The following is a 26,140-nucleotide window of genomic DNA, read 5'->3' as shown; positions in this document are numbered from 1 at the left end:
GCCGGCTGAAGCCGGCCCCACAGGCAGAGCGCAGAACCCTTAAAGCGTCGCTTCGCGACTCAGCACATCCTGAATCGTCACGCCGACTTCCGGAATGCCGCCGAACACGGTGCCGAGCCGGTTGTTGCGCACATGATCGAGTGCCACCTGCGTCGCCTCCGGCGGCAGCGGCACGAAGCCGACTTCCTGCACCAGCTTCGGTCCTTCGGTCAGGTAGAACTCGATGAACTTGCGCACTTCCGGCCGCTGCAGCGACGACTCCTTCACATAGATGAAGAGCGGTCGCGACAGGGGCTGGTAGCTGCCGTCGATCACGGTGTCGATGTCCGGCAGCACGCCCCCGCCGCCGTCGGGACGTTCGATCGGCACGGCGCGCATGCGGTCCTTGTGGCCCGCGTAGTACGCGAAGCCGAAGTAGCCGAGCGCGTTCTTGTTGTTCTCCACGCCCTGCACCAGCACGTTGTCGTCCTCGCTCGCGGTGTAGTCGCCGCGGCTCGCCTTCGCCTTGTGCGCCACGGCTTCGGTGAAGTAGTCGAACGTGCCGGAATCCGCGCCCGGTCCGAACAGCATCAAGCGCGTCTGCGGCCATTCCGCACGCACCTGGTTCCAGGTCGTGATCTGGCCCTGTGCGGCCGGTTCCCACATCTTCTTGAGATCGTCGATGGTGAGCGACTTCACCCAGTCATTGGCCGGGTTGACGACGATGGTGATGGCATCGAACGCGATCGGCAGTTCGAGGTACTTGATGCCGGCGGCGCGGCACTTCTCCATTTCCTCGGTGAGGATCGGTCGCGACGCATTCGCGACATCGGTTTCGCCGCGGCAGAGTTTCTTGAAGCCGCCGCCGGTGCCGGACAGCCCGACGGTCACGCGCACGCGCGAATTGCCGGCGAGCTGGAATTCCTCCGCGACCGCTTCGGCAATCGGAAACACGGTGCTGGAGCCGTCGATGCGGATGACGGACATGTCGTCGCTGCTGCCCGAACCGCCGCAAGCGGCGAGCGCGATGGCGCCGAGCGTCAGTCCGATCCATCGGGTCAATGCAGGTGCTACGGTCATGACGACGCCTCTGGGCATTTTGCGAGGCGTCGATTCTATGGGCGGATGTGGCGCGTGGCGACAGCGGGATTTGCTCAATCCCCGGACGACAGGCTGCCACCGTCAGGCGCCGAGACCCTCGCCTCGGCGCCCGTGCTCGCAGCGAACGTGATCAGGCTTGTGCCGGCGCCGTCGCGACCGGGACGGTTGCGATCGACGTACCCGGCGCAGCGGTCTTCACCAGTCCTGCGAGTCCGTCGCCCGACAGTCCCACTTCCTTGATGAGCTGATCGACCACCGGTGCGTAGGCGCGGTACTTCAGTGCTGCGCCGACGGCCTGTTCGGCGAGATTCCCGCCGCTGCCGCCGGGCACGCCGTCGCCTGCCTGAGCGTTGGCGGCGCCGGTGTTGAGACCATCGACCTGCATGATGCGGATGGAGTCGATGTTCTGCATCGGCTTGACCGCCTGCTCGATGATCCGCGGCAGGCCCTGGATCAGCGCCAGCTTCTCCTGCAGCGAGATCTGCGCATTCGAGAGCATGTTGATGGCTTCGTTCAGCGCGCGCTTGCCCGCGGCTTCCGCTTCGTAGTTCTCGCGGTTGGCCTTCGCCAGCGTGCGGATCGCATCGGCCTTCGCCTCCGAGGCTTCCTTCTCGGCGAATGCCGAGACCTTCACGCCGATGGCCTGGCGTTCGGCTTCCTGCGAGGCGAGCACGAGCGTCACCTGCTTCTCGCGTTCGGCCCGGGCGACTTCCTCGGCCGTCTTCACCGCCTGTTCCGACTTCACGGCCTCGGCGAGCGCGAGGTTGGCGCTGGCTTCCGCCTTCGACTGTTCCTCGGACTTCTGCGCGATCGAGATCGACTTGTTCTGCTCGGCGATCTGCGTGGCGCGTTGCTGTTCGATCGACGCGATCTGCACTTCGCGTTCGGCTTCGACTTCGCGCTGGCGCACGGCCTGCTGTTTGGCGACCTCGGCTTCGCGGATCTGGCGCTGCGAGACGATCTTCGCTTCCTCGGCCTCGCGGGTCTTCTCGGCCTGCACTTTCGCGACCGTGGCGGCCTGCTCGGCCTCTCGTCCGGCCACTTCCTGCATCTGCGCCAGTTCGGCGAAGCGCTTCTGACGATCGATTTCGAGCTGGAGCTGCTTCGCCTCGAAGTTCTTCTTGGAGATGGCGACCGTCGTGTCCTGCTCGATCTCGTTGCGTTCGCGGCTGCGCTGCTGCGTCTGTTCGGTCAGGCGCGTCAGGCCTTCGGCGTCGAAGGCATTGTTCGGATCGAAGAACTGCATCGGCGTCTGATCGATGCGCGTGAGCGACACGCTTTCCAGCTCCAGGCCGTTCTTGAGCAGATCCTCGCTCACCGCGTTCTGCACGCCCTGGATGAAGTCCTGACGCTTGTCGAGCAGCTCCTGCATGGTCATCGACACGGCGGTGGTGCGCAGCGAGTCGACGAACTTGTCTTCCACCAGGGCCGACAGCTCTCCGGGGTCCATCGTGCGCTGGCCGAGCGTCTGTGCGGCATTGGCGATGCCTTCCTTGGTGGGCACCACGCGCACGAAGAAGGCCACGACCACGTCGACGCGCATGCGGTCCTTCGTGAACAGCGAGTCCTTGCCGAAGCGCGTTACCTCGAGCTTGAGCGTGTTCATGTTCACGAGAATGATTTCATGGAACACCGGGAACACGATCGCGCCGCCATCCATCACCACCTTCTGGCCGCCCAGGCCGGTGCGCACGAACGAGCGTTCCTTCGACGAGCGGCGATACAGGCGCGAGAAAATGATTCCCACCACCAGCAGCGCCACGAAGGCAATGGTTGCAAGAATCAGGTTGTCCATCATCATCGAGGTGGTCATCCGTTTGTCTCCCGAAAATCCCAAGGGCAGGTGAAGTGCGCAGTTTCAGATGAGGTCGGGCCAGGGATTCGCGACCCCCGCGAAGCGGCTGCCGGAAATCCGCCGTTTCAGCAGAATCCGCTCGCCGTTTCCGAACGTCGCATCCTCGGCCTCCGGCTCGACCATGACGTAGAGGTTCTGGCCGTGTTCGTTCTGCACCCGCGCCTGGGCCGGATAGCCGTGACGCGCCGTGCCGGCGACGATCGTCGCGACGCGGCCGATCAGCGATTCGAAAGACACGGCGTACGTCTGGTCCGTGGGAATCAGGCGTGCGAGGCCGGCGCCAAGAATGCGGACCACCGGCAGGGTGGCGAAGAGGGCGAGGGGTACCGAAATCAGCGGCGGTATCCACAGGCCGATGATCCGATGCACCACCATGTTGAGTGCGAAGCCGGTGACGGCGAATCCCGCCAGGAACAGCACCAGCAACACCAGCAGCGGCACGCGTCCGACGTGCAGCCAGCCCAGCACCCTGTCGAAGGGTCCGTCGATGTGGTCCCAGGGATCGGGCAGCGCGTTCTGCAGCCATTCGGAAAGATTGGCGCCGATGACCATCGCGATGCCTTCGACGATGGCGATGAGCAACATCAGGAACGTTGCCACCGTGAACGGCCATGTTTCTGCAGCGAACAGCATGATGTTCTTCTCCTTGCGTTTACGCGCTCGCCAATACGTCCATCTCAGCTCGCGCCTATTGAACTGGGGCGTACGGGGTTCAGCAAGAAGCTGCCGGTGAATGGCCAGCGGGCACCGGTGGAAGGGTGGAGAAGGTTCTGTTCCCGTTTCCGGCGCTGGAGTCCGGTTGCTGCGGCAGTCGCCCTCCCCGACAATGCGGCCCCGCTTCTCCAACTCGCTGGATGCATGTCCCGCAAAACCTCCCTGGAAATCTCATCGCGCGTCGCCTCGACGAAGCTGACGCCCGAGCAGGAACGATTCAATTTTCTGATTGCGCAGATCGAGAAGGCGCGCGCGACGCTGGCGGAGTGGGAGGCGGCCGTTGCAGCGTTCCGCCAGACGCGGTTGCAGAAGCTGCAGCCGCTGCACGATTCGCTCAGCCGCGCCTGCAGGGAAAGCGTGTTCGCGGTGGATCGCCTGCTCGACCAGACGGGGTGGTCGCGCGTCGAGCGCGCCGAACTGCGGGAGATTCTGCGCGGTACGGCCGACGTGCTGCTCGAAGCGAATGGCGCGGACGCGGAGATCAAGGCGCTGTACGACAAGCACAGCGAGGTGGACTTCGATACGTCCAGGCAGGACGAACTGCAGCAACTGAAGGCGGAGGCCGAGGAATTCACCGGTCTGGATCTCGGCGACGATGACGGAATCCTTTCGGAGGAGGACCTGGTCGAGCGCATGTACCGGGAGATGGCGGCAAGAGAAGCGGCGGATGCGGCGCGGGAGGATGCGAAGGCGCAACGTCGCCGCGAATCGGCGACGAAACGACGCGGCGAAGACAGTGCGCAGCTGGCCCGGCAGTCGCTGCGCGAGATCTACCGGCGACTGGCGAGCGCCGTGCATCCGGATCGCGAGCCCGATCCGGTACGCCGCGAAGAGAAGAATGTGCTGATGCAGCGGATCAATCAGGCCTATGCCGCGAACGATCTGCTGACGCTGTTCGAGGCGCAGATGCAGATCGAGCAGCTCGATGCCGGCGCCATCGCGAAGATCGGCCAGCAGCGCCTGCGGCAGTACAACAGACTGCTCGCCGAACAGCTCAGCAAGGCGAAGGAAACGCTCAGGGAGGCGAAAGTCGCCTTCGTGATGGATCATGGACTGGAGCAGCACGGCGATGCCCAGCCGCAGAAGCTGCTTCACGTGATCCAGGGACAGGCGCGGCGCCTGCGGGCGGAGATCGCGCGGCAGGAGCAGTTTCTGCGCGTGCTTGCCAGCAAGGCCTCGACGCGGCGCTGGCTGAAGCAGCAGCGCCGGTTCGCGTATGGGGATGATGACGATTGAGGCGCGGCGGCAGATCGTTCCTTCCTGTGGGGCCGGCTTCAGCCGGCCTCTGACTGTAGGTCAGGCTTCAGCCTGACTGCGAAAAGGCCGGCTGAAGCCGGCCCCACAGCGGCTCAGAACCGGTACTTGATCCCCGCGCGCAACGTGCGCGGTTCCACCGCACGACTCATCCGTCCGGCGACCGCCTCGCCCGGCGGATCGAGGCCGGCGACGTTGGATTCGTAGTAGTACACGATGTCCTTGCCGTCGCTGTCGAAGACATTCAGCAGCTCGGCGTAGACCACGAATTTCCCGGGCTTCCATGCGCCGCGCAGATTCACGGTCGTTTCCGGATCGGCGCGCAGCGAATCGTCTTCGACCAGCGGATATTCGCCGAGATAGCGCACGCGCAGGCTCGCTTCCCACAGATCCCGCACGGCGGAGATGCCGAACTCGCCGGCGTTCTCGACGGCGCCGGGCACGTATTCGGCGCCGGGACTGTCGACGTAGCGCGCGCGGCTGCCGGTCCACACCGCATCGAGGGCGAGCCAGTCGAGCGGACGCCAGAAGCCGACGAGTTCGTAGCCGCGCCGTTCGGTGCCCGGGCCCGGTTCGACGGAATTGGAATCGCCGACGAACTTCAGTTCGCTGTCGAGATCGAGCCACCAGTACGTGGCGGACAGTCGCAGCGAGCCGTGTTCATAGCGCAGGCCCGCTTCCTGTCCTTCGCCCTTGCTGATGCCCGCGACCGGCGTGAGGGTGTTGACCACGCCGCGCGCATCGTTGGAGTGGAAGCCTTTGCCCCAGTTCGCGTACACCTCGACGGTGTCGGTGAGTGTCCATGCGGCGCCGAGCTTTGGCGAAGCGGCGCTGTCGTCCGCGCTGCCGGCATCGAGGCCATCCATGCGCGCCTTGACGTCGAAGTCGAAGTAATCGCCGCGCAGGCCGCCGATGACCCGCAGTTTCTCGATCGGCTGCCAGGTCGCTTCGCCGTAGATACCCAGCGAACCTTCGGTGACGGCGTGCCGGGCGATCTGTTCGACGAACTCGCCGGCCTCCGTGTGATTCAGGCCGACATTGCCGATGTCGTCGTAGCGCAGTTCGGCGCCGGCGGTGAGCGCGAGCGTCGAAGAGATTTCGAAGTTGCGTTCGTACAGGCCGCCGGCGATCCAGCGGCGATCGAACTGGTCGATCTGGTAGTCGTACGTCGGGTTCGAGAGCATGTGCCAGTCGTAGTACTGCGCGTAGGCGGAGGCACGCCAGTCGGTGCCGGTGAGTTTCGCGGAGCCGATCCAGCGCAGCGTTTCGCCGACCGCGGTCGGATCGAGCGCGCAGAACTCGTCGCGACATACGTTGGTGCCGATGGCGCGTTCGGGAATCTGCTCGGTCGGATCCCACTCGGCGTGATAGCCGGAGACACTCAGTTCGAGCGCGCCGAGCGCGGTATCGCGTGCGTACTTGCCCCAGATCGATTCGTGCCTGAGATCTTCCGGCAGTTGCCACGGACCGTCGTAGGTCTTGAGCTGCCCCATGAACGTGAATGTGCCTTCGCCCGCATCGAACGAGCCGCCGCCGGCGAGCCGTCGCCAGTCGTGGCTGCCCGTCTCGGCCGACAGGAAGGGATCGATGTGATTCACGGTGGTCATGAAGGCCGACCCCGCCATCGAGAAGTCGCCGGCGTTGGCGCGGTAGGTGCCCTTGCGATAGTCGATGCGGTCGACCGTTTCGGCGATCAGGCCGTTGAGATCGAGATAGCCCTGGCCGTGGCCGTGCGTGCGCATGTTCATCGGCACGCCGTCGATGTAGGTGGTGAAGTCGGTGCCGTGATCCAGATTGAAGCCGCGCAGGAAGTACTGGTTGGCCTTGCCGCTGCCCGAATGCTGCGCAGCGATCAGGCCGGGGACGACTTCCAGCAGTTCGGCAACGCGCAGCAGCGGCCGCACCGACAGGTCGGCGCCGCCCACCGCGCCTTCGCTGGACGCATCGGCCTTGCCGATCAAGGCCTCGCCGCGCGCGAAGACGACGACCTCGTCGAGGATTTCATTGTCGTCGGCCGCGAGAGCAACGGAGGTGAGGGCGAGGGCGGAACCGGCAAACAGGCCGCAGCGCAGTGTCGTGCGCCGGAAGGACGAACGTGTCATGGGCGAGATCTCCAGGGGAACGCCTTCGAGACTCGCATGACTTCGGCCGAATTCAACGTTACTGGAGGTTACGCAACGGTTAACGCCGGGCTGATCGGCCACAGTTCTTCACGGCGCCGTGCGCTTTCCTGACATCCGCTACCGGTTTGTGACCGCGTGCATGGCTGCGAGGATCAGCGGCGTGGTGAGCGCGGCCAGCGCCGTCGACAGGACCAGGCTGCTGGCAATCGGCCCCTGCAGCACCTGGAACTGCATGGCCATGAGATAGACATTGGCGCCCACGGCCATCGAGGCCAGCAGCACGACCGCCTGCAGTTCCAGCGGCGGCAGTCCGAGCAGCAGGCCGATGATCCAGACCGCGCACGGCTGCACGAACAGCTTGAGGGTCGTGACCGCGACCGACAGCTGCCAGTCGCGCTTGATCCCGTACTCGGCGAGTCCCATGCCGAGGACCAGCAGGGCCGCCGGCGCTGCCAGATCGGCGAGGCCGTCCAGCATCCAGTGGACCGGGCCTGGGAGCGACCAGCCCGAGAGTCCGAACAGCGTGCCCGCGACGATCCCGGCCACGACCGGATTGGTGATGACACCCAGCGCCATCTTGCCGAAGCCCGCGATCGAGAAGGAGCCATGCCGGGCCCACTCGACCGAGACGCTCACCAGCGTCCAGAGCGTCAGGGCATTGAAGACGATGACCAGCGCCACGGCCGGAACCGCTCCTTCGCCGAGCGTCATTTTGGCGATCGGTAGTCCCAGCAGCACGTTGTTGGAGAAGATGCCGCCGAGCGCGAACACGGACTGCGAGACGCCGTCGAGCCGGAATGCCCAGGCTCCCACCATCCGCCCGATGGCGAACACCACGAAACAGCCGCCGAAGAATGCAATCAGCAATCGCGCATCGACCGGCGGCACGCCGTGCAGATCGCTCATCAGCCGGAACAGCATCGCCGGCAGGATCACGGCAAAGACGATCTTCGAGGCGAGGCTGGTCCACCGCGGCTGCCAGCATCGCCACGCGCCGATCATGAAGCCGATCAGGACGATGACGAACAGCGGTGCGGAAAGCAGGAAGTAGTGCCAGGCGGAGGACAGCATCGAGAAACGACGTGGAGTGGGGAGCGGTAAAGACCCGTGGGCCCTTCCGCGTGTAGAGTGTAATGGTCCCGCCGACCTTCCCGTTACTCCACCTATACAACGGTTCAGTCATGACTACCGCCTACGACTTCGAAGCGAAATCGCTGAATGGCAAACCCGTGCAGTTGCAGGATTTCAGGGGCAAGGCCCTGCTCATCGTCAATACCGCGAGCAAGTGCGGCTTCACGCCGCAGTACCAGGGCCTGGAGGAGGTTTACAAACGCTTTCGCGATCGCGGCCTGATCGTGCTCGGCTTTCCCTGCAACCAGTTCGGCTCGCAGGAACCCGGCAGCGCCGACGAGATCGGCGCCTTCTGCGAAAAGAACTACGGCGTCAGTTTCCCGATCTTCGAGAAGATCGACGTCAACGGCGACGCCGCGCACCCGCTCTACCAATGGTTGAAGGACGAAGCGCCCGGCGTGCTGGGCAGCAAGGGCATCAAATGGAACTTCACCAAGTTCCTGGTAGATCGCACGGGCCAGGTGACATCGCGCTATGCGCCGACGACGAAGCCCGAGGATCTGGCGGGGGATATCGAGAAGGTGCTGGGATGAGGAGATGAACTCTCCCGCCGGATTCCTTCTGTGGGGCCGGCTTCAGCCGGCCTGGAACTGGTCAGGCTGAAGCCTGACCTACAGGAAGAAGGCCGGCTGAAGCCGGCCCCACAGAAAGCGGACTCAGTGTCGCGCCGATGACTGCGAATGCTCGCCGCCCGGCCGCGAGATTCCGCACAACGCTTCGCCGGCTTCGTCCTGCGCGCTTTCGTCGACGGCGAGATCGCCGAGCGACAGGATGCCCACCAGGCGCTTGCTGCGATTGACGACGGGCAGGCGGCGCACACGGATGTCGGCCATGTTGCGCGTGACTTCTTCGACCGACTGGTCGTCGTAGCAGTACTTCACGTCGGTTGACATGACATCGCGGATCGGCGTCTGCGGTCCGCGTCCTTCCGAGATCGCGCGCACCGCGATGTCGCGATCCGTGATCATGCCGACCATCTTGTCGTTCTCTTCGACGGGCAGGCAGCCGATATCCAGTTCTGCCATCAGATGCGCGGCTTCGCGGATCGTCTGGTCGGGACGCACGAGACGCACGTCGCGGGTCATGGCTTCTTTGACTTTCATGTTCATCTCCCGAAATTGGGTTCCCGGACTGAACTCATGACGGAGCAGCGGGTTCCCGCGCGCAGCGGGACGCAAGGCAGACTACGCCGCGTCGCTCGCGGGCAAAGTCGCACATGTACGTGTCTGGCTGCGCCGACCCGGCATTTGCCGATCTTCCTTTATGCGGTCTTTTGCGGCCTCTGTTTCCTAGGCCACCGCCGCCGTTCTCGCTTCGACCGCAATGCTGCGATCGCGGCCCTGGCGTTTTGCGGTGTAGAGCGCGCCGTCGGCGAGGCGCACGATGGCGTCGTAGGATGAGGCGATGCTGGGAATCTGGGTCGCGGCGCCGACGCTTACGCTGACGCGCGTGCAGTCGCAGGATTCGTGGGGAATGCCGAGTGCGGCGACTTCGGCAACGATGCGCCGCGCGATCTCGTCGGCTTCGCCGTGGGTGCGGTCGAACACCACCGCGATGATCTCTTCGCCGCCGTAACGCGCCACGAAATCTCCGGCGCGCGTGCCCACGGCGGATCGCACTGCGCTCGCCACGTGGCGCAGGCACTCGTCGCCGGCCTGGTGGCCATAGTGATCGTTGTAGAGCTTGAAGTGATCGACGTCGATCATGAACACCGTCACTGCGCGCTGCTCGGAAACGGCGCGGCGCCAGGTATCGCGCACGCGGGATTCGAAGGTCTGGCGGTTCAGCAGGCGGGTCAGGCCATCGAGTTCGGCGATCTCGACCAGCAGCCTGCGTTCGAGGAACGACGTGCGGTTCGCGTGTTCGAGTGCGTAGGCGCCGGCGGTGCCGATGATGATCGCGCACACCAGGGCGAACGACAGGTACGTGGCGACTTCCGGACGCATGAGGCCGGCGAAACCGGCGGCCATGAGCGCGGCCAGGATGACGACGTTGGTGCGCAGGGCCTGCACGAGTCGCATGCCGAGCATGAAGAATACGAAGAACGCCACCAGCAGGATGCGTGCACCCACGAGCGCGGTGTGGTCGGGCTGCGCATAGCTCGCCAGCAGGATCGTGCCGATGCCGAACAGTGCGGCACCGACCTGGACCGTGCGTTCGTACCAGCGCGTGTAGAACGGCTGATAGGTGGCGAGCAGCGCGACCGCCAGCACCGGAAACTGCAGGCCGAAGCGCACGACGTCGGGAATCACGTTGTGCGCGTGGATCACCCAGTGATCGATGATCGCGAAGCCGATGCTCGTGCCGACGGCGACATACACGCACATGCGGATCCAGCGCAGCGCATTGCGCCGATAGTCGGTGCGGAATTCGCTCTCGAGCGGTTCGGGAAAGCGCAGGCGTCCGTAGCCTTGCGCGAGGACGCGCGACACCAGCGATTCTTCGTTCTGCGATGGAGCTGCGGACGGCATCAGGCGAATGGACCGGTTTTCCCTGTTCGAACAAGCGCAGCACGAGACTGTCGCGGATTGTGCGGTCTGGCCGGCGATTCCGGCAAGCCGCGCCGGCCATTTTCGCGTTATGTGAGCATGTGTTTTCTCAACGTCGCGAGCGTGTCGTCGCCGATGCGTACCGAGGTACTAAGGTAGCCGTCGATGCCGTCGTACTTCCGGTCGATGCAATCGAACGCCGCCTGCAGGTACGTCGCATCGGCTGCGAACAGCACGCGCCGCATGTCCTCCGGCATTGCCAGCAGCGGCTGATGTGCATCGCCGAGACCGAGCTGGCCCTGGCGCGTCACGATGAACTGTTCGAAGTCGCCGGCGCGGTTGGTGATCAGGTAGTCCTCGATGATGGTTTCACGCGCGACGCCGAGCGCGCTCAGCAGGACCGCAATGGCGAGACCGGTGCGATCCTTGCCCGCCGAGCAGTGCACTACGACCGGCGCCTTGCCGGTCGCGATGCATTCGAACAGTCCGCGGATGCGTGGCGCCATCCACGCCGGTAGCGCGCGATAGAGCTCCAGCATCGATTCGTACATGCCCGCCGCATCGCGCGTTCGCTGCGCGGCGAAGCCGCGGATGGTCGGTGCGTTGCCATCCTCCCAGATCATCGGGACCACGGCGGCGTCCGGCCAGCGCGTGGGCTCGCGCGCGCGTTCTTCGTCCCGACGCAGATCGCAGATCGCGCGCACGCCGAGCTGCAGCAGCGATGGATGGTCCTGGTCGGTGAAATAACTCAGCACGCCGGTGCGATATACCTGTCCCCAGCGCACCTGGCGGCCGTTCATGGCGGCGTAGCCGCCGATGTCGCGGAAATTGCAGGCGCCCTCGAACTCGAGGAGTCGCGGAGGAACGGATTCGGTACTGATCGATGCGGTCATGCAGACCCCGGAAAATCCGGCGGCGATTCTCGCATGGCCCTTTAGTATTTTCTTAGCATTCCCGTAGTCCGCTTTTAGCAATCCCGACGTGCGGATCTGCCTACGATCTCTCATGGCCGCAGTTCGCGGCGTTCACTCTGACGGAGATCGATCATGGCTGCTGTTCTTCAGGCTGCGTTGCCCGACGCCGACATGGCTTCGCGCTACAACATCTATCGCATCATTCACAAAGGCCTGCGCGGCTTCATGAGCGATACGTTGCTGCGCATCGGGCGCATGGATGCGAACGACGACTGCGAGCGCGCCCAGGCGCTCGAACAGTTGCGCGGACTGCTGGCGATGTGCCTGGGACATCTGCAGCACGAGAATGATTTCCTGCATCCGGCGATCGAAGCGGCAACGACCGGCGGTGCGAATCACACGGCCGCGGATCACGTCGGCCATGTCGCGGCCATCCGCGCACTGGAAGACCAGGTCGCACACATCGAGTCGGCGCAGCCGCAGCAGCGTTCGCAGCTCGCCACCGAGCTGTACCTCGAACTCGGCCTGTTCGTGGCGGAGAATTTCGAGCACATGGCCTTCGAGGAGACGAGCAATCACGCGCTCCTGGTGAGCGGGTACGGCGATCAGGAACTGATCGATCTCGAACATCGCATCGTGGCTTCGATGACGCCGGAGCAATCGATGGCGGGACTGCGCTGGATGCTGCCGCACATCAATGCGGACGAGCGTGCCTTCATGCTCGGCGGCATGAAGCGCGCCGCGCCGCCGCAAGTGTTCGAGGGCGTGCTCGGCCTCGCGCGCGAACTGCTGTCGCAGCGCGACTTCTACAAGCTGGAACGGGCGCTGGCGTAAATGTTCGTTGCGCTGGGAATGATCAGGAAGCCTCCAGCAGCTGCAACGGCCGGCTCACCCGCAGGCGGAAACGGCCGCGACCGGTCTTCTCGATGCCCAGGCACGGACAGCGTTCCGCGAGTCGCCGCTGCAGCAGGATCAGGCGCGCTTCCAGATTGCTGGACAGATCCGGCAGCGGCAGCGTCGGATCGAGCCGCAGTTCGCGATTGGTGAATTCCTGGCGCGACTTCCCGGTGTAGTCGCGCAGCAGCTTCCAGAGAATCGCGCCGGCGACGCCCTTGATGAGGTAGTCGTCGTCGACGAAGAGCGTGTCGTCGGCCGGGTAGTGACGGATCGCCATGGTCGCGCCCTGTGGCGCGGGCTCGTGACGTTTCGCGCGCGGCCGTTCGGTGCTGGCGGCGGCGGTCTGGCCGAGCATCCAGGCGGCAAGACCCAGGTGCTGAGCCATCGTGACCACGGCATCTTCTTCGTCGTAGCCGAACTGCGATTCCGCGGGATGCTCGAGATACAGCACGCCGAGCAACTGCCCGCGGGCGGTGATGGGAACGGCGAGTTGGCTGCCGGGCGCCGGCAGTCCCGGCGAAGGGATTTCCGCTTCGAGGCGATCGGCGAGCTGGCTGGCGCGAACGCTGTCGCGCGCTGCACGGCTGTAGGTGTACTCGGAGGTCGCGTGCGTCACGCGGATGGAGGTGAGTGCGCTCGCTGCCACGCCGATCACGCCCTGGCCGAGCTGGATTTCCGAACCGACGCCCGACTGCGCATACCCGCGACTCGCGACCAGATACAGCCGTTCGCCGCTTTCGTCGAGCCAATGAATCATCGAGTGCGCGATGCGCAGCTGCGCTTCGATCGCGGCGAGCGCGCCATCGAGCAGATCGCTCAGTTCGGTCCAGCGCTGCGTTGCTTCGGCAAAGCTGCGCACGGCCGCGAGCAGACTGCGTCGCGGCGGCGTCGGCAGCACCGTCTGACCGGCCACCGCGGACACTGCCGTGACGCGATAGACATCGGCGCCCTGCAGCTTGAATACGCCGGCCATGCCGGTGTGCGAAGCGATGCCCGCGAGCTTCGCCTTCATGTTCTCGAACAGCGGACCTTCCTTCTCGGTGCGCAGGTAACGCGCGTGCAGACGGTAGCGGGCCGCAGTCAGCGGATGGACCACCATCAGCGTCGCGACGGGATTCGCCAGGATGTTCTGGCGTGTCTTGTTGAAGAACTGGAACGAGAGCGCGACGTGATCGTCGTCGACGAAGTGCACCTGCGACACGAAGCTGCCGTTCGGATTGCCCTCCAGGTCGCAGGTGGCGATGACGGCGGGAACCTGTCCGTCGAGACAGTCGCGGATGCCGGCGAGCGTGATCGTCATAGCCGCTCGCCCGCCGCCGGTCCCGGCGTCTGCTGGAAGGCATCGGTCGGCGTGAATTCGATCGCGACTTCATCGCCGGGCGAGGCGAGGAACGCCGCGCTGAACTCGTGCGAAAAACCGAGCGGTTCGATGCAGGCGGCGAACGCCGTGGCTGCGGTCGCGATCGCGGCGAGATCGTCCGCGTTCACCAGGTCGATGCGCGCGTCGCGACTCTTGAACTGCAAGGTCCGATGCGTTCGCGGCACGGTGAAGGTGGCCGAGATCATGCCGGTCGAGCGGATGTCGCCGAGAAAGTCGCCGGCCTGAAGCTGGGACACGAACACGCGCACACGAACCCGGCCGGCATCGCGCAGCACGCGGCATCCCTTTGCGCGCGACGTCGAAGGCACCAGTGCGGCATTGCGCGAAGCGAGCGTGATCGAGATGCCGCCTGTCAGGAAGGCGACGAGGTCATCATCGAATTGCACGGAGGCGATCTTCTTGATTGTGTGATCGCCATGGTGCCTGCGCGGCCACGGCGTTGCCAGCAGCCCGGTTTCTTCCTTTGTAGGTCAGGCTTCAGCCTGACTTCTGATAAAGAGGCCGGCTGAAGCCGGCCCCACAGGAAGAGGAGGGGATTGCTCAGAACGTCGGCAGTGTCGGCGCGCGATACGGGTCCGACGCATCCGGCGGCGTGTTGCCGATGAACTGCGCCTGGTCCGGCGGAATCGGCGCCAGGATGCGCCAGGCCTGCGTGGGATGCGCGAGCGCCCAGAAGGGGGAGAAGATTCCCGCGCTCACCAGCGGCGAGCTGATCACGGGCGTATTGGGCACGGGGGCGCGACGACGCAATCCTTCCACTTCCACTTCTTCGATCGTGTCCGGATCGCGTATGCCGGCGAGGATCCGGTTGATCTGTTCCTGCGTGAAGATCCGGGTGATGTCGGGCAGTTTCAGGTCGAGCGGCTTTGCGGCCGTCTTTTCCGGTTCCGCGGCTGCAGCGGCGAAGCAGGCCAGCAGAAGCATCGTGGCGACGCAGGGACGCATGATTCGCACTCCGTGAAACACCGACAGTTCTTTATATAGCTCAGAGCGGGCGGTTCGTGAATTCGTTCCATCCGCTCCTCTACACTCGCCGGCATGAATGCATCGAACCAGCGCGGCGCGCTTTCGCATATCCGTGTCCTCGACATGAGCCGGGTGCTGGCCGGCCCGTGGGCGGGGCAGATCTTCGCCGACCTCGGCGCCGACGTGATCAAGATCGAACGGCCGGGCAGCGGCGACGACACCCGCGGCTGGGGTCCGCCCTATCTCAAGGACCGCGACGGAAACGATACGCACGAGGCCGCTTATTTCCTTGCGGCCAATCGCGGCAAGAAGTCGGTCGCGCTGGATATCGCGAAGCCCGAAGGCCAGCACCTGCTGCGCCAGCTCGCCGCGCAATCGGACGTGCTGCTCGAGAACTACAAGGCAGGCGATCTGGCGCGCTATGGCCTCGGCTATGAAGATCTCAAAGCCATCAATCCGGGGCTGATCTACTGCTCCATCACCGGCTTCGGCCAGACGGGACCGATGTGTTCGGTGGCCGGATACGACTTCATCATCCAGGGCATCGGCGGCCTGATGAGCATCACGGGCGAGCGCGACGACCTGCCGGGCGGCGGACCGCAGAAAGTCGGCGTCGCAGTCGCCGACATCACGACGGGCCTGTATTCGACGATCGCCGTGCTCGCCGCACTGGCGCATCGCACGCGCACGGGCGAGGGCCAGTACATCGACATGGCGCTGCTCGACGTGCAGGTCGCGACCATCGCCAACATGAACATGAACTACCTGATCTCGGGCAAGGTGCCGCAGCGGCAGGGCAATGCGCACGCCAACATCGTGCCGTACCAGGTCTTTGCGGCGTCCGACGGCGAACTCGTGCTGGCGGTCGGCAACGACAGTCAGTTCGCGAAATTCTGCGACGCGGCGGGCTGCCCGTTCTCGCTGGACGCGCGCTTCCGTCGCAATGCCGATCGCGTGCGCAATCGCGCCGAACTCGTGCCGCTGCTCGAAGACGTGCTGAAGCAGCGCACGGTGGCCGAATGGGTGGCGCTGCTCGAACCGCTGGGCGTGCCGGTCGGGCCGATCAACAACCTGGCACAGGTGTTCGAGCATCCGCAGGTGGTCAGTCGCGGGATGCGTATCGATCTGCCGCATCCGCTGTCGGGCTCGGTGCCGCAGGTGGCGAGTCCGATCAGGATGTCGGCAACGCCGCTGCAGTATTCGGCGGCGCCGCCGACGCTCGGTCAGCACACGCGTGAAGTGCTGCGCGAGCGGCTGGATCTGTCGGAGGAGGAGCTGGAGCGGCTGGCGGCGCGAGGAGTGGTTGGAAGCTAGCGATCTGTTTCTTCCTGTAGGTCAGGCTTCAGCCTGACTCCTTAGAGAGAGGCCGGCTGAAGCCGGCCCCACAGGCAGATCAGACAGATCAGACAGATCAGACAGATCAGACAGATCAGATCAGATCAGACAGATCAGATCAGACAGATCAGATCAGACAGATCAGATCCCCAGAATCGCCTTCGCCTTGCCCAGCGCCTCGACCGATTCCCCATGCTTGCCGGCCTTGTGCAGGGCCTCGCCTTCGGCACGGTATTTCTTGACCTCGGCCAGCTGCTCGGCCGTGAGATTGGGCTGCGCCGCCAGCGCCGCATCGATTTCCTTCATGTCCATCGGGCAGTGACCTGCCAGTGCGACGGACGTGAAGGTGGCGAGCGCGACGGCGAGGAAGACTTTCCGCAGGTTCATGGCGCTTCTCCGTGTGGTTGCCGGGATCGGCAGCGGCATCGTAGGCCGCGACGGAGCAGGAGGCGAGTGCGCCTCGCGACGCACTCGCCCTCCAGGTCAGTACTCCGGATTGCGGTAGTCGACGGCCACCCGGTGCGTCGCAGGCAGGTCCTTGCGGACGCAGTCGGAAATGTCGAAGACCCAGTCGTTCTTCACGCTCTGCTGGGCGGCACGGTCGAGCAGGCGATAGCCGCTGGAGCGTTGCAGTTCGGTGCTCGCGGCGCGGCCGCTGGCATCGATCCTGACGTCGATGTACACGATGCCTTCCTGGCCGCGGATCTGCGACCGGATGGGATAGTGGGTGGGGCTTTCGATCACATGCGGCTGGCAGGTCTCGGTCGCCGCGAAGGCGGGAAGGGACACAAGCGCGCCGGCAATGGCCAGAATTTTCAGCGGAGTGTTCATGGGGGTATCTCTCGGGAGAGGGAAAAAGGGATCCGTCGCAGGAACCGGTTGCGGGGGTCACTGCAATCCGGGCCTGCGACGGCCGACGGGGATGTTGCGTCGCGGCAACGATGCGCCTTGAACTGGCCGGGTTCAGACGCTACATTGAGAAACGCTACAGACCTGTCTGTTTTAAGAGTACGTACAGGTCTGTAGCGTTGTCAAGCCGACATTCCACAGAGAGGTAGACGATGGGCAGACCAGCCGCAGCCAAGCCGGGCGAAGAAGCGCCGGAAAGCGTCCGGGACCGCATCCTGAATACGGCCCGCGAGCTGTTCTATCGCGAAGGCGCCCGCGCCGTCGGGGTGGACATGGTCGTCGCGCAGTCCGGCGTGGCGAAGACCAGCCTCTACCGCTGGTTTCCCTCCAAGGACGCGCTGATTGCGGCGGTGCTGGAACAGGAAGCGCAGGACCGCTGGACCGGCTGGGACCGCAACATCGAACGTGCCGGCCCCACGCCGCGCGAAAAGCTGCGCGCGCAGTTTCAGGGCATCGCGCGCTTCGTGAGCAGCCCGAAATATCGCGGCTGTCCTTTCAGGAACATCACGGTCGAGTTTCCCGATTCCGAGCATCCGGCGCGCAAGATCGCCAGCGGCGTGCAGTTCGAGCTGCAGCGTCGCATCCGCGGACTGGTGGATCAGATGGAGGGTGTGCGCGATCCGGCGGAACTCACCGATCAGCTCGTGCTGCTGGTGGACGGCGCCTTCTCCGTGGCGCAGTGCATGGGCAGCGACGGTCCGCAGAAATACGTCGTCGCCGCGGCCGACGTGCTCATCGACAACCACCTGCGCCCGGCGGGCTGATCGCCCATGAGCTGATCGACCCGATCACTCCTGTGCGATGCCGTGGGTCTCGCGCAGAAAGAACGTCCCGACGATCGCCGTCATCACGCACACGATGACGGGATACCACAGCCCCGAATAGATGTTGCCCGTGTACGCGATGCACGCGAAGGCGATGCTCGGCAGGAAGCCGCCGAACCAGCCGTTGCCCAGGTGATAGGGCAGCGACATCGACGTGTAGCGGATGCGCGCAGGGAACAGTTCCACCAGCCACGCGGCGATCGGGCCGTAGGTCATCACGCCGAAGAGCGAGATCAGGAACAGCAGCGCAAACAGCATCCCGTAGTGGATCTGTGCCGGATCGGCGCTCGCCGGATAGCCGGCATCGGCGAGCGCGGCAGCGAGTTCGCCATGGAACGCCGCATTGCGCGTCCTGAACTCTTCCGTCGACAGCGATGTGCCGTCGAACGAGGCGATCGTGCGCTCGCCCACTTTGACGTAGGCGGTCGTGGCTGCATCCGCAGCTTCGTTCTCATAACCGATGCGCAGGCCGGCGAGTGCGCTCTTCGCCACATCGCAATCGCTCGTGAACAGGGCGCCGCCGACCGGATCGAACTGGAAACTGCAGCGCGCCGGATGCGCAACGACCGTGACAGGCGCCGACGCGTGTGCCGCGGCCACCGCCGGGTTCGCGTAGTGCGTCAGGCCCTTGAAGATCGGAAACAGCGTCAGCGCCGACAGCACGCAGCCGATGATCACCAGCGGCTTGCGGCCGATGCGATCGGAGATCCGTCCGCACAGCATGTAGAACGGCGCCGCCGCCGTGAGCGCCGCGGCGACCAGCAGGTTCGACGTGGACGCATCCACTTTCAGCGTCTGGGTCAGAAACAGATTCATGTAGACCAGCGATACGTAGCCGATCACCGCCTGGCCGGCCATCGCGCCGAACAATGCCTGCAGCACCAGCTTCAGATTGCTCCAGCGTCCGATCGATTCGCGCAGCGGCGCCCGCGACAGCTTGCCTTCGGTGCGCATCTCGTGGAACACCGGCGACTCGTGCAGCTGCAGACGGATGTAGACGGAAATGCCGAGCAGGATGATCGACAGCAGGAACGGCACGCGCCAGCCCCAGGTCTCGAACTCCTCGCCGAGCAGCCAGCGGCAGGCGAGGATCACGAGCAGCGACAGGATCATGCCGCAGGTGGCGGTGATCTGGATCCAGCTCGTGTAGTAGCCGCGCTGTCCCGGCGGCGCGTGTTCGGCGATGTACGTCGCGGCGCCGCCGTATTCGCCGCCGACCGCCAGGCCCTGCAGCAGCCGCAAGGAGATGAGAATGACCGGCGCGGCGATGCCGATATTCGCGTAGGTCGGCAGGATGCCGACGAGCGCCGTGGCCACGCCCATGATGACGATGGTGATGAGGAAGGTGTGCTTGCGTCCCGACAGATCGCCGAGCCGCCCGAAGATCACCGCGCCGAAAGGCCGGACGGCGAAGCCCGCAGCGAAGGCCAGCAGTGCGAAGATGAAGGCCGTCGTCTCGTTGACGCCGGAAAAGAACTGCCTGCCGATGATCGCGGCCAGCGAGCCGTAGAGGTAGAAGTCGTACCACTCGAACAGGGTGCCGAGCGACGAGGCGAAGATGACTTTGCGGTGTGCTTTATCGATGCCCGTGGACTTCGTACCCGCATTCGCGAGGCCGGCCGCCCCTGTTGTCGTATTCATTCATCGCCTCCCCCGGATCGCCGGCAGTAGAGCACAACCCGTCCGGGACGTGCGCCGATACTGACGGATCTCCACATTTGTTCATGGGCGGGAGATGAAGAACCCTCTCCCTGTGGGGCCGGCTTCAGCCGGCCTTGGCAGCAAGAGCCGGCTGAAGCCGGCCCCACAGGAAGAACTCAGGACACCGCCGCCTTCTCCAGCTTCTCCGACTCCTCCAGCCACGCCGACTCCACCTCGTCGAGCTTGCGCTTCAGGGTCTTCTGGGAGTCGAGCAGCTGCAGCAGCCGCGGCTTGTTCTTTTCCTGGTAGACATCCGCATCGGCCAGCGACGATTCGATGCCCGCCAGTTCCGCCTGCAGCTTCGTCATGTCCTTTTCCAGCCGGGCGATCTGGCCGCGCAGGCCGCTCAGACGATTGCGCTGTTCGGCTTCCTCGCGCTTGCGCTGCTTCTTCTGTTCCGCGCTGTTCCCGCCGGGGACGCGTTCTGCGATCTGCTGTTCTTCGACCTGTTCGCGCGTCGTGAACCAGCGCGCGTAGTCGTCGAGGTCGCCGTCGAAGACGCGCGCCCTGCCCTGATCCACCAGCACGAGTTCGTCGGCGACGGCGCGCAGGAGGTGACGATCGTGCGAAACCAGCACCACGGCCGCCTCGAAATCCTGCAGCGCGACGGCGAGTGCCTGGCGCATTTCCAGGTCCAGATGGTTGGTCGGTTCGTCGAGCAGCAGCAGGTTCGGACGCTGATAGCTCACCAGCGCAAGCACGAGTCGCGCCTTCTCGCCGCCGGAAAACGGACCGACGGCCTCGAAGACCCGGTCGCCGCTGAAGCCGAACTTGCCGAGGAAGCTGCGCAGTTCCTGTTCGGTCGCGCGCGCCGCTGCCGGTCCGCCGAGCCGCTTGAGATGCTGCAGCGGCGATTCACTCGCCGAGAGCTGTTCCAGCTGGTGCTGCGCGAAGTAGCCGATGCGCAGATCGCGCGCTTCGGTGCGCTTGCCCGAGCGCGCTTCGAGTTCGCCTGCCAGCAGCTTCATCATCGTCGACTTGCCAGCGCCATTGCGGCCGAGCAGCGCGACGCGGCTGCCGGGCGCGATGGTCATGCCGATGGAGCCGAGGACGGTGCGGTCGCCATAGCCGACGGACTGGTCGTCGAGCGTCAGCAGCGGCTGCGGCAGTTTGTCCGGCGGCAGGAAGGCGAATTCGAATTCCGAATCGACGTGCGCCGGCGCGATGCGTTCCATGCGCTCCAGCGCCTTGATGCGGCTCTGCGCCTGCCGCGCCTTGCTCGCCTTGGCGCGAAAGCGTTCGACGAAGCTCATCATGTGCTTGATCTCGCGCTGCTGGCGCTCGTACATCGACTGCTGCTGCGCGAGCTGTTCGGCGCGCTGTTCCTCGAACCTGGAATAGTTGCCCGTATAGATCTTCGCCGTGCCCTGTTCGATGTGGACGATGCGATCGACGGTGCGGTCGAGGAACTCGCGATCGTGCGCGATCATCAGCAGCGTGCCGGGATAGTTGCGCAGCCATTCTTCGAGCCAGATGACGGCATCGAGATCGAGATGGTTGGTCGGTTCGTCGAGCAGCAGCAGGTCGGAACGGCACATCAGCGCCTTCGCGACGTTGAGCCGTACGCGCCAGCCGCCGGAGAAGGCGCGGATGGGACGATTCTCGTCCTCCGACGAAAAGCCGAGGCCGTGCAGCAGCCGGGCGGCGCGACTGCGCGCGTCGTAGCCGCCCATCGCGGCGTAGCGCGCATGCAGTTCGCCGAGCCGGATGCCGTCGTCGGCTGCCTCGGCGCGCGCAATCGCCTGTTCGGTGGTGCGCAGTTCTTCATCGCCATCCATGACGAATTCGATGGCGCTCTGATCGGTCGCATCGAGTTCCTGCGCAACGTGCGCCAGTACCAGCTGCGACGGACGGTCGAAGCTGCCGGCATCGGGTTGCAGTTCGCCGAGCATCAGCGCCAGCAGACTCGATTTGCCGGTGCCGTTCTTGCCGACGATGCCGACTTTCTCGCCGCGATAGATGGTGAAGGAGGCTTCCTTGATCAGGAGGCGGGTGCCGCGGCGCAGGGACAGGGACGAGAAGGTGAGCATGAAAATTGAGGGGAGGTCGAATGGTGCGTCCCTTCCTCCGCGCAGCGGGGGAAGGACAGGATGGTGGATTGTAGGTCAGGCTTCAGCCTGACTCCCAGAAAGGCCGGCTTGTGACCGAAGGAAATCCCGCGGGAAAGCCGGCCCACAAGCGCTGCCCCCACCCCAACCCTCCCCCGCTTCGCGGAGGAGGGGGCGAGTCAGGCAAACAGCTTGCTGACCTTCGATCGCCCGTTGGACTGGGCCAGCAGCAGGGCGAAGAAGTCATCCGCGCTCATGGCATCGCCGAAAAGGCGACCCTGCGCATAGTGGCAACCGCGGGCACGCAGCAGGTTGAATTGTTCTTCGTTCTCGACGCCTTCGGCCACGACTTCGACTTCGAGCGCCTTGCCCATGTCGATGATGGTGCGGACGATGGTGGCGTCGTCCGGGTTGATGGCCGCGTCGCGTACGAAGGACTGATCGATCTTCAGCGTGTTGATCGGGAACTGCTGCAGCGCGCTCAGCGAGGAATAGCCGGTGCCGAAGTCGTCGATGGACAGGTGCAGGCCCATCGCATACAGCTCGTTCAGCAGCTTGATCGTGCGCGTCGGATCGGCCATCAGGGTGGTTTCGGTGATCTCCAGTTCGAAGCAGGTCGGCGAGACCTCGTGACGGCGGAACACCGAGCGGCAGCGCGTGATGAAGCTCGCCTGACGCAATTGCTTGAGCGAGAGGTTGATCGACACGCGGCCCGGATCCGGAATGCGTTCGGTCCAGCGGCGATAGTCGGAGCACACGCGGTTCAGCACCCATTCGCCGATGCCGAGGATCAGGTTGGTCTCTTCCGCCAGCGGAATGAACTGCGCCGGCGGAATGTCGCCATGACCGGGCAGGCGCCAGCGCAGCAGCGCCTCCGCGCCGACGATGCGGCCATCCTGCAGATCGATCTTCGGCTGGTAGAACATCACCAGCTCGTCGCGTTCGAGCGCGCGACGCAGCTTGCTTCGCAGCATCAGCCGTTCGACCGCCGCCGCATTCATCTCGGGCGAATAGAAGGCGAAGCTGTTGCCACCGTTCTGTTTCGAGTGATACATCGCCGCGTCGGCGTTGCGGATCAGGTCGATGACGTTCTCGGCGTCCTTCGGGCACAGCGCGATGCCGACGCTCGCCGTCAGGAACACTTCCTGTTCGTCGACGTAGTACGCCTTGCCGACTTCCGCCAGCACCATGCGCGCGAGATTCGCCGCCTGCGCGCGTTCATGCTCCGCTTCGCTGAAGCCTTCGATGAACAGGCCGAACTCGTCGCCGGCCAGGCGGCCGACCACCGCTTCGCGCGGCAGGATGCGGGTGAGACGTTCGGTGAGCACTTCGAGCGTGCGGTCGCCGGCCGCATGGCCGAACGTGTCGTTGATCTCCTTGAACCGGTCCATGTCCAGGTAGAGCAGCACGATGCCGCGATCGGTCTTGCGCGCCCGCGCAATGGCCTGCTGCAGCATGTGCTGGAACTGCATGCGGTTCGGCACCTTCGTCAGCGCGTCGTAGCGGGCGAGGTAGCGGATGCGGCGTTCGGCGCGCTTGCGTTCGGTGATGTTGCGGACGACGTAGATCGTGCCGGCGAACTGCGGATCGTCGGCGGCGATCGGTGCGCCGGAGAGCGATACGGGGATGGTCTGGCCGCTGGCGGTGGCGATGACGGTCTCGCGCGTTTCCACCGCGGACGCTTCGAGCGAAAAGTTCTCGCGCTCGTTGTCGGCGATCAACGTGATGAACGGCTTGCCGACGATGTCCTCTTCGCGATAACCGAACAGGCGCACGGCGGCGTCGTTCGCGCGCGTGATGACGCCGGCGGGCGAGGTCACCAGCACCGCATCGTTCATGCTGTTCAGGACGGTGTTGAGGTAGTCCTTGGTGATGGTGGTCTGACGCAGGTTCTGGCGCATGCGGTCGAGCGCCATTTCCAGGTCCGCCATTTCGTTGCTGCTGGTGATCGCATGCGGGCGCGTGTAGTCGCCTTCGCCGATGCGTTCGGCCGAGCGGATGAGTTCGACGATGGGACGTTCGAGCCGGCGCGCCAGCAGCCAGGCGACCACCGCCATCACGACAGTGATGAGCAACCCGGCGCCGCCGATGATCCACACCCAGTTCCTGAAGTCGCGTTCCTCGACGCTTTCGAGCTGCTCGCGCAGGCCGCGCGCGGAATCGAGCAGCCCGGGCCGGCCGACTTCGAGACGGACGATGCCGTTCGCACCGACGGGTTCTTCGATCCGGCGCCGTTCTTCGCCGACCAGGGCAACGACCCACGGTTCGCTCTTCTGTGCGGCGAAGAGCGTGCTGCCGCCGGTGTCGCTGATGGAGACCGACGTGACGATCGGCGCCGCCAGCAGCGCGTTGCCGAGGAGTTGTGTCTGCGTGCGGTCGGCGTTGCGCAGCGCGGTTTCGAGATCGGCACTGCGCGCCGTCACGAGTGCGCGGCCTTCCTGATCGAGCCGCAGCGACTCGGCAGCGAGCAGGGAACGCTCGCCGTTGGCACCGATGGAAGAGACGGATCGTCGGTATTCCAGATACTCGAGCGACAACAGAATGACTGTGATGCACAGTCCGGCTGCGATCGCGATGCTGAGTAGTCTGGCCTTCAGGCCGTGCGTTCTCAAACTCTGCTCCAGCGCCGTCCATTGTCTAGCGCGTCGAATCTACCGCGTCAGGGCGGCCCCTTCGACGCCGCGATTATTCATTGCCCTGCAGCTGACTTGAATTCGTATTTGACCCCGAAACCTGCCGTTTCGCGCATGGGCCTTTGGTCGCAATGAGCCTGCGACTAAGCTACGCAGGCGCGCACGATCGTTTCCGCTGTTTGCGTCATCATAACGATCTTTTCCGATGGACACGCCATCGCCGCTGCTGAATCGGAACGAGGCGAACCCTGAAGCGCGCGGACTTGTCGGGTTTTTTGACATACTCGTGGCGATGAATGGTTCATCAGTGTCGGAGGTTTGAACACGAATGAATGAGCTCGAACTGACAGGTCGGGCCCGCACGCACGTCGTCGAACTGCAACACCCGCGTTGCGTGCTTCACTACGAGGCCGTCGCATCGTTTCTTTCGATGCGTGACGCAGCGGCCGAGGACGGCATCGATCTGGCGGCGCGTTCGAGCTTCCGCGACTTCGATACGCAGATGCTCATCTGGAATCGCAAGTGGCTGGGCGAACGTCAGCTCTACGATCGCAACAGCCGGCCGGTCGAGCGTTCGAGTCTCGGCGACGATGCAGCGGTGGATACGATCCTGTGCTGGTCCGCGATTCCCGGCGGCAGCCGTCATCACTGGGGCAGCGACGTCGACGTGATCGACGCCGCGGCGATTCCGGAAGGCTACAAGGTCGAACTGGTGCCGGCCGAGTACGCTGCCGACGGAATTTTTTCCCGTCTGAGCGCCTGGCTCGACGCCCACATGAGCCGGTTCGGTTTCTTCCGGCCCTATCGGACGGATCGCGGCGGCGTGAGTCCCGAACCCTGGCATCTGAGTTATGCGCCGGTGTCCGTGCCGGCGCTGGAATCATTGAGCCTGTCGATGCTGCGACAGGTGATCGAGACGAGTCCGATCGAGGGCAGGCCGCAGGTGCTGGCGCGACTGCCGGAGATCTATACCCGCTTCATGCTGTCGATCGATGGGGCGGGGAGAGTGTTCTGACTTCTCTTTCCGTCATGGCTGGCGCGTGGCCCGCATCCGCTCGCGTATCGCGACGACGGTCTTGAGAAACCGCCCCGGCATCCAGCGCTTGAATCGCCACAGCCAGCGCGCCGATCGCGGCAGAACGATGTAGGTGCGGCCCGCGCCCGCCTGCGTGAGAACGTCGTGCGCGACCTGATCGACGGTGTACGTCGAATGCGTCATCGCCTGCTCTGCCTGCTGGCGTCGCTCATCGCTGCCGCGAAATGATTCCAGCAGTCCGCTTCTGAAGAAGGTCGGCATCACGACCGAGACCTGCGTACCGACGGCGCGCAGTTCGCCGCACAGGCTTTCGCTGATCGAGAGCGCAGCGGCCTTCGTGGCGTTGTACGCAATCATTCCCGGTGCCGAAGCGAACGCGGCGGCGCTCGCGACATTGATCAGCAGACCCGAGCCGTTGCGCTGCAGATGCGGAATCGCTGCGCGGCTGCCGTGCACGATGCCCATCAGGTTGATGCCGACGATCCATTGCCAGTCGGCCAGCGGCGTTTCCATCAGCGTGCCGGCGCAGGACACGCCGGCGTTGTTGATCATGAGGTCGAGCCCGTCGTTGCCGGTTGCGAACGTGTTCACCGCCACCGTGAGTTCGTCGGCATGCGTGACGTCGCCGGGATAGGCGAAGACGGAAATGCCGGACCCCGAGAGCGTGCCTTCGACTTCGGTGAGCCGCGAGAGGTTGTGATCGAACAGGCCGAGCGCCCAGCCATCGCGCGCCAGCGCCTGCGTCAATGCGAGCCCCAGCCCGCTGCCGGCGCCGGTGATGAAGGCGCGTTTGCGGGGAAAGCGCGCAGCGAGCTGGGGATACTGCAACGTCATGCGGACCCAAGTAATC

General features: G+C 64.8%; 23 protein-coding genes. 6 read left to right on the top strand and 17 right to left on the bottom strand.

Features of this window, described 5'->3' with window-relative positions:
* Nucleotides 1–39: 39 nt before the first annotated feature.
* From V7D81_RS07160 to V7D81_RS07150, 3 genes are all read right to left on the bottom strand, one after another.
* Nucleotides 40–1,059, bottom strand: coding sequence for a PstS family phosphate ABC transporter substrate-binding protein (locus V7D81_RS07160; protein ID WP_324315459.1), 1,020 nt, complete (start codon nucleotides 1,057–1,059; stop codon nucleotides 40–42).
* A gap of 151 nt (nucleotides 1,060–1,210) precedes the next feature.
* Complete coding sequence (locus V7D81_RS07155; protein ID WP_324315458.1) at nucleotides 1,211–2,893, bottom strand: flotillin family protein; 1,683 nt, start codon at nucleotides 2,891–2,893, stop codon at nucleotides 1,211–1,213.
* 45 nt (nucleotides 2,894–2,938) lie between these two features.
* On the bottom strand, nucleotides 2,939–3,568 hold the full coding sequence (locus V7D81_RS07150) for a YqiJ family protein (protein WP_324315457.1): 630 nt from the start codon (nucleotides 3,566–3,568) through the stop codon (nucleotides 2,939–2,941).
* A gap of 225 nt (nucleotides 3,569–3,793) precedes the next feature.
* Between V7D81_RS07150 and V7D81_RS07145 the strand changes: the two genes are divergently transcribed.
* Nucleotides 3,794–4,885, top strand: coding sequence for a J domain-containing protein (locus V7D81_RS07145; RefSeq protein ID WP_324315456.1), 1,092 nt, complete (start codon nucleotides 3,794–3,796; stop codon nucleotides 4,883–4,885).
* 113 nt (nucleotides 4,886–4,998) lie between these two features.
* On the opposite strand, the gene V7D81_RS07140 is transcribed toward V7D81_RS07145, so the two are convergent.
* Nucleotides 4,999–7,005, bottom strand: a complete 2,007-nt coding sequence (locus tag V7D81_RS07140; protein ID WP_324315455.1) for a TonB-dependent receptor — start codon at nucleotides 7,003–7,005, stop codon at nucleotides 4,999–5,001.
* 138 nt (nucleotides 7,006–7,143) lie between these two features.
* On the bottom strand, nucleotides 7,144–8,097 hold the full coding sequence (locus V7D81_RS07135; RefSeq protein WP_324315454.1) for an AEC family transporter: 954 nt from the start codon (nucleotides 8,095–8,097) through the stop codon (nucleotides 7,144–7,146).
* 110 nt (nucleotides 8,098–8,207) lie between these two features.
* Here V7D81_RS07135 and V7D81_RS07130 point away from each other — a divergent pair, with 110 nt between their 5' ends.
* Nucleotides 8,208–8,690, top strand: coding sequence for a glutathione peroxidase (locus V7D81_RS07130; RefSeq protein ID WP_324315453.1), 483 nt, complete (start codon nucleotides 8,208–8,210; stop codon nucleotides 8,688–8,690).
* 123 nt (nucleotides 8,691–8,813) lie between these two features.
* Here the strand turns inward: V7D81_RS07130 and V7D81_RS07125 are convergent, their stop codons facing one another.
* From V7D81_RS07125 to V7D81_RS07115, 3 genes are all read right to left on the bottom strand, one after another.
* A complete protein-coding gene (locus V7D81_RS07125) occupies nucleotides 8,814–9,260 on the bottom strand; it encodes a CBS domain-containing protein (RefSeq protein WP_324315452.1) in 447 nt (148 codons plus the stop codon).
* Between the two features lie 186 nt (nucleotides 9,261–9,446).
* Nucleotides 9,447–10,628 (bottom strand): GGDEF domain-containing protein, encoded by a 1,182-nt coding sequence (locus tag V7D81_RS07120; protein WP_324315451.1) that lies wholly within the window; start codon nucleotides 10,626–10,628, stop codon nucleotides 9,447–9,449.
* A 107-nt stretch (nucleotides 10,629–10,735) separates the two neighbouring features.
* The gene (locus V7D81_RS07115; protein WP_324315450.1) at nucleotides 10,736–11,539 is read right to left on the bottom strand and encodes a tyrosine-protein phosphatase; all 804 of its coding nucleotides are present in this window, start codon (nucleotides 11,537–11,539) and stop codon (nucleotides 10,736–10,738) included.
* Nucleotides 11,540–11,692: 153 nt separating this feature from the next.
* On the opposite strand from V7D81_RS07115, the gene V7D81_RS07110 reads away from it, so the two are divergent.
* A complete protein-coding gene (locus V7D81_RS07110; RefSeq protein ID WP_324315449.1) occupies nucleotides 11,693–12,394 on the top strand; it encodes a hemerythrin domain-containing protein in 702 nt (233 codons plus the stop codon).
* Nucleotides 12,395–12,416: 22 nt separating this feature from the next.
* Here V7D81_RS07110 and V7D81_RS07105 read toward each other — a convergent pair whose 3' ends face one another.
* From V7D81_RS07105 to V7D81_RS07095, 3 genes are all read right to left on the bottom strand, one after another.
* A complete protein-coding gene (locus tag V7D81_RS07105) occupies nucleotides 12,417–13,757 on the bottom strand; it encodes a GAF domain-containing protein (protein ID WP_324315448.1) in 1,341 nt (446 codons plus the stop codon).
* On the bottom strand, nucleotides 13,754–14,224 hold the full coding sequence (locus V7D81_RS07100) for a hypothetical protein (RefSeq protein ID WP_324315447.1): 471 nt from the start codon (nucleotides 14,222–14,224) through the stop codon (nucleotides 13,754–13,756). The genes V7D81_RS07105 and V7D81_RS07100 overlap by 4 nt, the downstream gene beginning before the upstream one ends.
* 154 nt (nucleotides 14,225–14,378) lie before the next feature.
* Entirely contained in the window at nucleotides 14,379–14,783 is a 405-nt protein-coding gene (locus V7D81_RS07095) for a hypothetical protein (protein ID WP_324315446.1), read from the bottom strand.
* Between the two features lie 93 nt (nucleotides 14,784–14,876).
* Between V7D81_RS07095 and V7D81_RS07090 the strand changes: the two genes are divergently transcribed.
* The gene (locus V7D81_RS07090) at nucleotides 14,877–16,118 is read left to right on the top strand and encodes a CaiB/BaiF CoA transferase family protein (RefSeq protein WP_324315445.1); all 1,242 of its coding nucleotides are present in this window, start codon (nucleotides 14,877–14,879) and stop codon (nucleotides 16,116–16,118) included.
* Nucleotides 16,119–16,280: 162 nt separating this feature from the next.
* On the opposite strand, the gene V7D81_RS07085 is transcribed toward V7D81_RS07090, so the two are convergent.
* On the bottom strand, nucleotides 16,281–16,526 hold the full coding sequence (locus tag V7D81_RS07085) for a hypothetical protein (protein WP_324315444.1): 246 nt from the start codon (nucleotides 16,524–16,526) through the stop codon (nucleotides 16,281–16,283).
* Nucleotides 16,527–16,622: 96 nt separating this feature from the next.
* Complete coding sequence (locus V7D81_RS07080) at nucleotides 16,623–16,970, bottom strand: energy transducer TonB (RefSeq protein ID WP_324315443.1); 348 nt, start codon at nucleotides 16,968–16,970, stop codon at nucleotides 16,623–16,625.
* A 230-nt stretch (nucleotides 16,971–17,200) separates the two neighbouring features.
* On the opposite strand from V7D81_RS07080, the gene V7D81_RS07075 reads away from it, so the two are divergent.
* Nucleotides 17,201–17,812 carry a TetR/AcrR family transcriptional regulator gene (locus tag V7D81_RS07075; RefSeq protein WP_324315442.1) on the top strand — a complete coding sequence of 204 codons (612 nt, stop codon included), beginning with the start codon at nucleotides 17,201–17,203 and terminating at the stop codon, nucleotides 17,810–17,812.
* Between the two features lie 24 nt (nucleotides 17,813–17,836).
* On the opposite strand, the gene V7D81_RS07070 is transcribed toward V7D81_RS07075, so the two are convergent.
* The 3 genes from V7D81_RS07070 to V7D81_RS07060 form a co-directional block, all read right to left on the bottom strand.
* On the bottom strand, nucleotides 17,837–19,513 hold the full coding sequence (locus V7D81_RS07070; protein ID WP_324315441.1) for an MFS transporter: 1,677 nt from the start codon (nucleotides 19,511–19,513) through the stop codon (nucleotides 17,837–17,839).
* Nucleotides 19,514–19,689: 176 nt separating this feature from the next.
* The gene (locus V7D81_RS07065) at nucleotides 19,690–21,603 is read right to left on the bottom strand and encodes an ATP-binding cassette domain-containing protein (protein WP_324315440.1); all 1,914 of its coding nucleotides are present in this window, start codon (nucleotides 21,601–21,603) and stop codon (nucleotides 19,690–19,692) included.
* 197 nt (nucleotides 21,604–21,800) lie between these two features.
* A complete protein-coding gene (locus V7D81_RS07060; RefSeq protein ID WP_324315439.1) occupies nucleotides 21,801–24,233 on the bottom strand; it encodes an EAL domain-containing protein in 2,433 nt (810 codons plus the stop codon).
* A 349-nt stretch (nucleotides 24,234–24,582) separates the two neighbouring features.
* Between V7D81_RS07060 and V7D81_RS07055 the strand changes: the two genes are divergently transcribed.
* Complete coding sequence (locus V7D81_RS07055; protein ID WP_324315438.1) at nucleotides 24,583–25,269, top strand: M15 family metallopeptidase; 687 nt, start codon at nucleotides 24,583–24,585, stop codon at nucleotides 25,267–25,269.
* A 12-nt stretch (nucleotides 25,270–25,281) separates the two neighbouring features.
* Here the strand turns inward: V7D81_RS07055 and V7D81_RS07050 are convergent, their stop codons facing one another.
* The gene (locus V7D81_RS07050; protein WP_324315437.1) at nucleotides 25,282–26,124 is read right to left on the bottom strand and encodes an SDR family NAD(P)-dependent oxidoreductase; all 843 of its coding nucleotides are present in this window, start codon (nucleotides 26,122–26,124) and stop codon (nucleotides 25,282–25,284) included.
* Nucleotides 26,125–26,140: the final 16 nt, after the last annotated feature.

This window comes from Povalibacter sp. (assembly GCF_036735925.1).
Taxonomy (GTDB): Bacteria; Pseudomonadota; Gammaproteobacteria; order Steroidobacterales; family Steroidobacteraceae; genus Steroidobacter.
The sequence above is the reverse complement of the archived record's forward strand: the minus strand, read 5'-3'. Positions and strand labels throughout refer to the sequence as shown.

Bases quoted from the DNA above. Each gene is read 5' to 3' on its own strand.
- V7D81_RS07160 (WP_324315459.1), bottom strand. From the start codon at position 1,059: ATGACCGTAGCACCTGCATTGACCCGATGGATCGGACTGACGCTCGGC.
- V7D81_RS07155 (WP_324315458.1), bottom strand. From the start codon at position 2,893: ATGACCACCTCGATGATGATGGACAACCTGATTCTTGCAACCATTGCC.
- V7D81_RS07150 (WP_324315457.1), bottom strand. From the start codon at position 3,568: ATGCTGTTCGCTGCAGAAACATGGCCGTTCACGGTGGCAACGTTCCTG.
- V7D81_RS07145 (WP_324315456.1), top strand. From the start codon at position 3,794: ATGTCCCGCAAAACCTCCCTGGAAATCTCATCGCGCGTCGCCTCGACG.
- V7D81_RS07140 (WP_324315455.1), bottom strand. From the start codon at position 7,005: ATGACACGTTCGTCCTTCCGGCGCACGACACTGCGCTGCGGCCTGTTT.
- V7D81_RS07135 (WP_324315454.1), bottom strand. From the start codon at position 8,097: ATGCTGTCCTCCGCCTGGCACTACTTCCTGCTTTCCGCACCGCTGTTC.
- V7D81_RS07130 (WP_324315453.1), top strand. From the start codon at position 8,208: ATGACTACCGCCTACGACTTCGAAGCGAAATCGCTGAATGGCAAACCC.
- V7D81_RS07125 (WP_324315452.1), bottom strand. From the start codon at position 9,260: ATGAAAGTCAAAGAAGCCATGACCCGCGACGTGCGTCTCGTGCGTCCC.
- V7D81_RS07120 (WP_324315451.1), bottom strand. From the start codon at position 10,628: ATGCCGTCCGCAGCTCCATCGCAGAACGAAGAATCGCTGGTGTCGCGC.
- V7D81_RS07115 (WP_324315450.1), bottom strand. From the start codon at position 11,539: ATGACCGCATCGATCAGTACCGAATCCGTTCCTCCGCGACTCCTCGAG.
- V7D81_RS07110 (WP_324315449.1), top strand. From the start codon at position 11,693: ATGGCTGCTGTTCTTCAGGCTGCGTTGCCCGACGCCGACATGGCTTCG.
- V7D81_RS07105 (WP_324315448.1), bottom strand. From the start codon at position 13,757: ATGACGATCACGCTCGCCGGCATCCGCGACTGTCTCGACGGACAGGTT.
- V7D81_RS07095 (WP_324315446.1), bottom strand. From the start codon at position 14,783: ATGCGTCCCTGCGTCGCCACGATGCTTCTGCTGGCCTGCTTCGCCGCT.
- V7D81_RS07090 (WP_324315445.1), top strand. From the start codon at position 14,877: ATGAATGCATCGAACCAGCGCGGCGCGCTTTCGCATATCCGTGTCCTC.
- V7D81_RS07085 (WP_324315444.1), bottom strand. From the start codon at position 16,526: ATGAACCTGCGGAAAGTCTTCCTCGCCGTCGCGCTCGCCACCTTCACG.
- V7D81_RS07080 (WP_324315443.1), bottom strand. From the start codon at position 16,970: ATGAACACTCCGCTGAAAATTCTGGCCATTGCCGGCGCGCTTGTGTCC.
- V7D81_RS07075 (WP_324315442.1), top strand. From the start codon at position 17,201: ATGGGCAGACCAGCCGCAGCCAAGCCGGGCGAAGAAGCGCCGGAAAGC.
- V7D81_RS07070 (WP_324315441.1), bottom strand. From the start codon at position 19,513: ATGAATACGACAACAGGGGCGGCCGGCCTCGCGAATGCGGGTACGAAG.
- V7D81_RS07065 (WP_324315440.1), bottom strand. From the start codon at position 21,603: ATGCTCACCTTCTCGTCCCTGTCCCTGCGCCGCGGCACCCGCCTCCTG.
- V7D81_RS07055 (WP_324315438.1), top strand. From the start codon at position 24,583: ATGAATGAGCTCGAACTGACAGGTCGGGCCCGCACGCACGTCGTCGAA.
- V7D81_RS07050 (WP_324315437.1), bottom strand. From the start codon at position 26,124: ATGACGTTGCAGTATCCCCAGCTCGCTGCGCGCTTTCCCCGCAAACGC.